At 64.4% G+C, this 2,056-nt stretch carries 3 protein-coding genes; all 3 read right to left on the bottom strand.

The genetic code is table 11. The annotated features are described in order from the left end of the window. A partial coding sequence (locus VLU25_18205; protein ID HSR69867.1) for an orotidine 5'-phosphate decarboxylase / HUMPS family protein occupies nt 1-186 on the bottom strand: 186 nt, incomplete at its 3' end. A gap of 29 nt (nt 187-215) precedes the next feature. Continuing rightward, nucleotides 216-1,154 carry a dihydroorotate dehydrogenase gene (locus VLU25_18200; GenBank protein HSR69866.1) on the bottom strand — a complete coding sequence of 313 codons (939 nt, stop codon included), beginning with the start codon at nt 1,152-1,154 and terminating at the stop codon, nt 216-218. A 39-nt stretch (nt 1,155-1,193) separates the two neighbouring features. Continuing rightward, the coding region (locus VLU25_18195) for a dihydroorotate dehydrogenase electron transfer subunit (protein HSR69865.1) at nt 1,194-2,056 on the bottom strand (863 nt) is incomplete at its 5' end.

Raw genomic sequence — 2,056 nt, 5'->3', positions numbered from 1 at the left:
GAGGTCGAGAAACACCTCGCCACCGCGTCCGATCACGTCCCGCACGATGGAAGGACCGTGGGCGGTGAACAACTGCAATCCGACCTTGAAGGGTCCGACGTGGCCCGACAACCTGTCCACCAGCCCCAACGCCTCCTCCCGCGAGGGTACATCCAAGGCCACGATAATCCGCTCTCTAGCTTCCATGGCTTCCTCCGTCCCTTCGGGACATCAGATTACTCGTAAAAAAACTGCCCTTCGCGAACCTCGACGCCACCCACCAGTTCGTTGATGTTGCCGATGCCCTCCTGGCGGCAGTGCTCTTGCAGTCCATCGATGATCTTGGGAGCGGCGCAGGGGTCGTAGAAGTTGGCCGTCCCCACCTGCACCGCGGTGGCCCCGGCCAGGATGAACTCCAGGGCGTCGCGGGTGTTGCTGATGCCTCCGATGCCGATGACCGGGATGTCGACGGCCTGGGCGCACTGCCAGGTCAACCGCACCGCCAGCGGACGGATGGAGGGCCCCGACAGTCCGCCCACGGTGTTGGAGAGCATGGGACGCTTCTCTTTCACGTGAATGGACATGCCCACAAAGGTATTGACCAGAGTGATGGCGTCGGCCCCCGCGTCCTCGCAGGCGCGGGCGAAGACCGTGACGTCGGTGACGTTGGGACTCAGCTTGACCCACACCGGCTTGGCCGAGGCCTTCTTGACCGCTTCAACCACTTTGAAGGTCATCCTGGGGTCGTGTCCGAACTCCACTCCGCCTTCCTTGATGTTGGGGCAAGAGATGTTGAGTTCCAGGCAGCTCACCTGCTCTTCCGGGTTAAGCATCTCGGTGATTTCCACGAACTCGGCCACCGTTACGCCCAGCACGTTGGCCACGATGCGGGTGTCGTGTCCTCGCAGGGCCGGCAGCTTCTCGGAAATAAAGGCCCCCACGCCCACGTTCTCCAGCCCGATGGCATTGAGCATCCCCGCGGGCGTTTCCAGGATGCGCCCCGGAGCGTTCCCTTTCCGCGGACGCCGCGACAGCCCCTTGGTGCAAAACCCTCCCAGACAGGAAATGTCGAAATAGGGCAAAAACTCCAGCCCGTACCCAAACGTCCCCGAAGCCGTCAGGACCGGGTTCTTAAACTGTTGTCCGGCGATCGTCACGCTGAGGTCAACGCTCATGCTTCACCCATTCGAACTTCGGACCTCGACCTTCGCCCTTTACGGGGCCCCTTCGTCGCCGCGCTCGCTGAAGACAAACGACTCGGCTTCGAACACGGGCCCGTGCGTGCAGGCCAGCCGGTAGCCCTGCTGGGTCTTGACGGTGCACCCCAAGCACACCCCGAACCCGCAGGCCATGCGGTTCTCCACCGAAATCCTGCAGGGCAGCCCCAGTTGCCCCGACCATCCCGCCACGGCCTTCATCATGGGCGTCGGTCCGCAGGTGAGGATAAGAGGACTTCGAGGAGCTTGCTCCCGAAATGCCCGGTCAAGCGCTCCCGTCACAAGCCCGCGGATGCCGCGGCTGCCGTCGTCGGTAGAGACGTAGACCGGCATTCCCAGCCGTTCAAAGTCGTCAATGCCGATCAGATCGGAAGCGCTGCGGGCCCCATAGACCAGCACCGCCCTCTCGCCTCGCGCCGCAAGCTCCTCGGCCAGCAGCAAGAAGGACGCGATCCCGATGCCGCCGGCCACCAGAAAGCTCTCCCGCCCGGCGGCTTCATCCAAACTGAATCCATTCCCCAGCGGACCCACCAGGCTGACCCGGTCGCCCGCCCTCAGCGAGGCCAGCCGCCGGGTCCCGTCCCCCATCACCTTGAGCAGCAGGGTCAAGACCCCGTCACGCCCCTGCCAGCGCCTCGAATAGACGGCCAGCGCTCGCTTCAACAGGGGAGACGGATAAAGCGCTCCGCTCTCCTCGGCGGCCATCACGAACTGCCCCGGACGGCACTCCCCGGCCATCTCCGGCGCCTCCACGGCCAGCAGATAATTCTCGTTCCCATAACCTTCAGCGCCCACCACCGCCGCCACGCAATTCCCGCTCATCGCGCCGAGAATAGCACACCCCCGCGACCCGCCCGAAG

This window comes from Acidobacteriota bacterium (assembly GCA_035471785.1).
Lineage (GTDB): Bacteria > Acidobacteriota > UBA6911 > RPQK01 > DATIPO01 > JANQFM01.
This window is presented reverse-complemented; position numbering and strand designations above follow the sequence as displayed.